The 5,769-nt window shown below is 61.6% G+C and carries 5 protein-coding genes and 1 pseudogene; 4 read left to right on the top strand and 2 right to left on the bottom strand.

Annotated features, from left to right (window positions below; all coding sequences use genetic code 11):
- A partial coding sequence (locus GJ668_RS19160; protein ID WP_155451699.1) for an AAA family ATPase occupies positions 1–1,366 on the top strand: 1,366 nt, incomplete at its 5' end.
- Between the two features lie 63 nt (positions 1,367–1,429).
- Positions 1,430–3,049, top strand: a complete 1,620-nt coding sequence (locus GJ668_RS19155; RefSeq protein ID WP_155451698.1) for an ATP-binding protein — start codon at positions 1,430–1,432, stop codon at positions 3,047–3,049.
- Positions 3,050–3,825: 776 nt separating this feature from the next.
- Here GJ668_RS19155 and GJ668_RS19150 read toward each other — a convergent pair.
- Positions 3,826–4,173 carry a FlxA-like family protein gene (locus tag GJ668_RS19150; protein ID WP_186343226.1) on the bottom strand — a complete coding sequence of 116 codons (348 nt, stop codon included), beginning with the start codon at positions 4,171–4,173 and terminating at the stop codon, positions 3,826–3,828.
- Positions 4,174–4,291: 118 nt separating this feature from the next.
- Between GJ668_RS19150 and GJ668_RS19145 the strand changes: the two genes are divergently transcribed.
- Both GJ668_RS19145 and GJ668_RS19140 read left to right on the top strand, forming a co-directional pair.
- Positions 4,292–4,993: an SOS response-associated peptidase gene (locus GJ668_RS19145; protein ID WP_155451696.1), complete on the top strand. Its 702-nt coding sequence runs from the start codon at positions 4,292–4,294 to the stop codon at positions 4,991–4,993.
- Between the two features lie 28 nt (positions 4,994–5,021).
- Positions 5,022–5,384 (top strand): hypothetical protein, encoded by a 363-nt coding sequence (locus GJ668_RS19140; protein ID WP_155451695.1) that lies wholly within the window; start codon positions 5,022–5,024, stop codon positions 5,382–5,384.
- Between the two features lie 49 nt (positions 5,385–5,433).
- Here the strand turns inward: GJ668_RS19140 and GJ668_RS19135 are convergent.
- Positions 5,434–5,709, bottom strand: a pseudogene (locus tag GJ668_RS19135) (GNAT family N-acetyltransferase); the annotation flags it as partial.
- Positions 5,710–5,769 lie beyond the last annotated feature (60 nt).

Raw genomic sequence — 5,769 nt, 5'->3', positions numbered from 1 at the left:
TCCGGTGATCGTGCTGAATTTTGCGGCCGGGGTGATCCAGGGTCGCGCGCAGCTCGACGAGATGCTCGCCGAGCACTTGCGCGCCAATCAGCGCCGGCTCGGCCTCACGTGTGAAAGTCACAGCCTTGCGGGCTGTTTCGCTGAATTGATCGAGCGTGCCCACACGCACTACGGCCAGCCGGTCGTGGTCCTGGTCGACGAGTACGACAAACCGATCCTCGACAATATCGACCACCCCGAACGCGCCGCCGAGATCCGCGAGGGACTTAAGAACCTCTACTCGGTGCTCAAGGCCCAGGATGCCCATCTGCGCTTCGTCTTCATGACCGGCGTGACCAAGTTCAGCAAGGTCAGTCTGTTCTCCGGACTCAATCAGCTCAACGACATCACGCTGGCCCCCAGGTTCGCGACTATTTGCGGCTATACGCAGCAGGATCTGGAAACGACCTTCGCCGACCATCTGGCGGGCGTGGATTGGGACGAGGTCCGGCGCTGGTACAACGGCTATGCCTTCCTCGGCGAGCCGGTCTACAACCCCTACGATATTCTGCTGTTCATCGACAAGGGCCATAGCTTCCGCAACTACTGGTTCGAGACCGGCAGCCCGAGCTTTCTCATCAAGCTGTTCCAGCGCCGGCGTTACTTCCTGCCCAGTCTGGAACAGATCGAGGTCAGCGAGGAGATCCTCGACTCCTTCGATATCGAGCGCATCAATCCAGTCACCCTGTTGTTTCAGAGCGGCTATCTGACGGTGGAGTCGACCGAGCAGACCTGGGGTGAGCTGACCTTTCGGCTGCGGATCCCGAATCAGGAAGTGCGCACCGCGTTGAACAATCAATTCATCGACGCCTATGCCGACATCAGCATCGAACGCTTGCGCTACAAAGCGGGCCTGGCCGAGGCGCTGACCCAAGGTGATCTGCCGGCGCTGGTCGCGGCGATCAAACGGCTGTTCGCCGGCATCCCCTGGCGCAATTTCACCGGCAACGATCTGCCCGAGTCCGAGGGCTACTATGCCAGCGTGCTCTATGCCTTCCTCGCCAGCCTCAATGCCGAGATCATCCCCGAAGACCTGACCAATCACGGACAGGCGGATCTGACGGTGCGGATCGCCGGCTATACCTATGTCATGGAGTTCAAGCTCGAACGTGGGGCGGCGGCGTCGAAGGGCGTCGCCGAGGAGACTGAGGACGCCGCCGAGGCCGAGCCGGCAGAAGTGGCCAACCCCGCCCTGGCTCAGATCCAGGCGCGCGGCTATAGCGAGAAGTACCGCGGCACGCCTGGGCGCGGACTGTTCGAGGTCGGGCTGGTCTTTGGGAGCGCGGCACGCAATCTCATCCAGGCCGATTGGCGGCGCGTGGTCTGAGCACCGCGCACTTGATTTCATACTGGGTCTGGTTCCTCAGCCCTTCACGCAGAGTCTTCAGTCATGACCGATTCACGACGCCCCCTACCGATCGGTGTCCAGACCTTCCGACAGATCGTCGAGCGGGGCTATGCCTATGTGGACAAGACCACGCATGCGCTGACCTTGATCGAGCATGGCAAGGCCTATTTCCTCTCGCGCCCGCGCCGCTTCGGCAAGAGTCTGTTCGTCGATACGCTCAAGGAACTGTTCGAGGGCAGCGAGGCGCTCTTTCGTGGGCTGTACATTCATGATCGTTGGGATTGGGAAACGCGCTATCCGGTGATCGTGCTGAATTTTGCCGCCGGGGTGATCCAGAGTCGCGCGCAGCTCGACGAGATGCTCGCCGAGCACTTGCGCGCCAATCAGCGCCGACTCGGCCTCACCTGTGAAAGTCACAGCCTTGCGGGCTGTTTCGCTGAATTGATCGAGCGTGCCCACACGCACTACGGCCAGCCGGTCGTGGTCCTGGTCGACGAGTACGACAAACCGATCCTCGACAATATCGACCACCCCGAACGCGCCGCCGAGATCCGCGAGGGACTTAAGAACCTCTACTCGGTGCTCAAGGCCCAGGATGCCCATCTGCGCTTCGTCTTCATGACCGGCGTGACCAAGTTCAGCAAGGTCAGTCTGTTCTCCGGACTCAATCAGCTCAACGACTTCACGCTGGCCCCCAGGTTCGCGACTATTTGCGGCTATACGCAGCAGGATCTGGAAACGACCTTCGCCGACCATCTGGCGGGCGTGGATTGGGACGAGGTCCGGCGCTGGTATAACGGCTATGCCTTCCTCGGCGAGCCGGTTTACAACCCCTACGATATCCTGCTGTTCATCGACAAGGGCTACAGCTTCCGCAACTACTGGTTCGAGACCGGCAGCCCGAGCTTTCTCATCAAGCTGTTCCAGCGCCGGCGTTACTTCCTGCCGAGTCTGGAACAGATCGAGGTCAGCGAAGAAATTCTCGACTCCTTCGACGTCGAGCGCATCAATCCCATCACATTGCTGTTTCAGAGCGGCTATCTGACCATCACGGACGTCCAGACCCGCATCGGGCGGTTGATCTTTGAACTGAGTGTGCCGAACCAGGAAGTCCGGCTGGCCCTGAACGATCAGTTCATCAGCGGCTACACCGGCATCGAGGAGCAGCGTTTCCACTTCCAGGAAGGACTCTACGACAGCCTGACGCGCGGTGATCTCGATGGCCTGGTGGCCAGCATCAAGCGCGTCTTCGCGGGCATCCTCTGGCGCAATTTCACTGGCAACGCTCTGCCCGAGTCCGAGGGCTACTATGCCAGTGTGCTCTATGCCTTTCTCGCCAGCCTGAACGCCGAGATTATTCCCGAAGACCTGACCAATCACGGGCAGGCGGATCTGACGGTGCGGATCGCCGGCTACACCTACGTCATGGAATTCAAGCTCGAGCGCGGGGCGGCGGCGTCGAAGGGCGTCGCCGAGGAGACTGAGGACGCCGCCGAGGCCGAGCCGGCTGAAGTGGCCAACCCCGCCCTGGCCCAGATCCAGGCGCGCGGCTATAGCGAGAAATATCGCGGCGCGCCTGGGCGCGGACTGTTCGAGGTCGGGCTGGTCTTTGGGAGCACAGCGCGCAATCTCATTCAGGCTGATTGGCAGCGCGTGGGGTAGAAGGCATAGGCGCCAACTTAACCGCATCGTTGACGTTTCTGCACGTTCATCATCTCGACAACCCTGGCCGGAAGGGTTTGCAAGCGACGGCGGCGCGGACGTTCCTTGAGCACGTCGAGACAGGCATCCCAGTGATCGTCTTGCCAGCGTTGCGCATCGCCAATCCAGCGATCGACCCTTCTTCCGCCGGATGCACCGCTCGATGATACCGCTCACAGGCCGGATTCTCGCAGCGACCGATCGAGATCTTCAAACGACACCGACTCTCCAGCGTCGCCACTTGCCGCCCATGCGTATAGCCAATCGATAACCGCTGACCACAGGCCGCACACTGGTGCCGTTCCGGATACAGACGACGCTCCTCCGTGGCCGGCGCTCGTCGTGTCTTCCCGCCCATGACGCACCTCCCGTTTCCAGATCCTTACGCTCTATACAAAGTCTAGATCACGGCGGTAAGCTGGGTTTGCCTCTATAGGATAGACCTCAGACATCGCGGAACTCAGGGCGCTCAAGCTGATGCCAGTCGGAAAAGCAGGGCGGGTATAGCACCGATGGGCACGGGACAGCATCGACCGAGCAGAGGCCGGACATGCAGAACGGCAACTGCCCGACTGGACGCGAATCGCTGTGTTTCAAGCCGTCTCGCGCTCCGTCTCATCAGGCAACCCGAACTCGACCGCGCATGACTTGCACAGATGAGTGGAAAGATCGGACTGTGAACACCATGGCGAAGTGTGGGATTGAGGTTGATTCCGGTGGTTGGCGGGCTTTCCCATCTACAAACCACGGGGAGCCGCATAGACATCCAGATGCACTCCCAGCGTGGAACTGATCGTTCCCCCGCCGCCGGTCGTGGTGTTCGCCTCCAGGGTGGCCGTGTTCTGATCGGCCGTCAGCTGAGCGATGAGCGATTCCAGCGCGGCGATCTGTTGGTTCAGACTCAGGGCGCGCTGTTGATCCTCCGGCGTCTCGGTGTCCTTCAAGACGGCTTCGAGTTCCTTTTCCAGGGCCGCGATCTGACGCTCCAGCGCCGCCACCTGCGTGGTCGAGCTGGTTGTCGTGCCGCTCGCGCTGAACTGACCGAACGAGCTGATGGATGTATATCCACTGATGGCCCCGATCATGGCGGCCTCCCCGGCTGTTGTTCGCTCTTTAAGTATCGGATAGGCGCGCGCTGGTTGCCGGAGTCGACGACCTTGGCCATCATGGACGCTTTCTGTCCAATCCGGCTCATTTGCTTCCATGTGTGGTCGCTTCGCGCTCTACCGCTCCAGCCAGGCGCTCCAGGCCCATTTCGAGGCCACGCTCGACGGTGCACCGATCGCCCCCCGCTACAATCTGGCACCACGGACGACGATTCCCGCCGTGCGCGCCGGAGCGGACGGAACACGCCGGTTGGCGTGGTTCCACTGGGGCCTGATCCCGAGCTGGGCCAAGGATCGCGGCATCAGCCAACACACCATCAATGCCCGTGCCGAGACTGTGGCCGAGAAGCCGAGTTATCGAACCGCTTTTCGCCGAAGCCGTTGTCTGATCCCGGCGGACGGCTTCTATGAGTGGCAGTCGACTCCGAGCGGCAAACATCCCTGGTTCTTCACCCGCCGCGATGGGCAACCGCTGGCCTTGGCTGGACTCTGGGAGTGCTGGATCGATCCAGCCAGCGGCGAACTGGTCGAGAGCACCACGATCATCGTCACTCAGGCCAACGACCTGGTCCGCCCCATCCACGACCGGATGCCTGTCATCCTGTCACCGGCGGACTATGCCTGTTGGCTCGATCCGCGCCTGACCCGCCCCGAGCCGTTGCAAGCCCTGCTCGTGCCGGCGGCTCCCGCAACGCTGACGGCTTATCCGGTCGGGCGGCGCGTCAATCGTGTGAGCGAGGACGAGGCGGCATTGATCGAGCCGCTGATGATGGATGAACTCGGACTTGAACAGCCATGACCGCTTCAAAGACATGGGTGGTGGTTAGATGCTTGTGATCGTGCTACCGCTGGCGATACTGCTGGTCTCGGCCTTGCTTGTCGTTGGCATCGGTGCGCGGCGCTATTGGGCACTCGATGTGCTCAATGGACTCTATATGCTCGGTCTGTTCTACGCGATCCATCTGACAGTTCAGGTCTGGCGGGACGCGGATTATTCGGAGAACTGGGCCATGTATGGGATGCTGTTTTTCGTCTGGCCCTACAGTCTCCTGGTCGCCCTTCTTGGCGGACTCGAAATCGCGCTGGTGTGGCGGAATCCACATCCGCGCGTTCAGCGTGCCCGGCGTCTGGTGGCAGGCATCATGGCGGTACTGATCGGGTTGTCACTGTCACCGTTGGTTGCCAGCTGAACCAGATTGACCGGAAACCCTGTCATGGTGATGGCCTGATAGCTCCCCGTCAGCCCAACTCGAAACTGGTCACGCCATAGATTCGCGTCAGATCCAGCGTCGGTGCTGGACCGGCATACATGCGCGCGGTCTCGAACACCGGTTGCCAGCCGTGGCGTTCGACGAGCGCGACGGCGGCCGGATGACAGGCCGAAATGTCGAGGAACACGGGTTCCTCGCCCGCGACATCGGACCGGAGGGCGGTGAAGAGTCGCTCGGCACCGGCAGGTGTCTCGGCCAGGAGCGGACCGATCTTAAATCCCTGCCGACACGCGCGGCGCACGCCATAGGATCGGGCGCGCGCCTGTCATCCCGAACCTGGATCGATTGTGGCAGGTGCGCGCGG

It is taken from the genome of Allochromatium palmeri (genome assembly GCF_009720725.1).
Classification (GTDB): Bacteria; Pseudomonadota; Gammaproteobacteria; order Chromatiales; family Chromatiaceae; genus Thermochromatium; species Thermochromatium palmeri.
The sequence above is the reverse complement of the archived record's forward strand: the minus strand, read 5'-3'. Positions and strand labels throughout refer to the sequence as shown.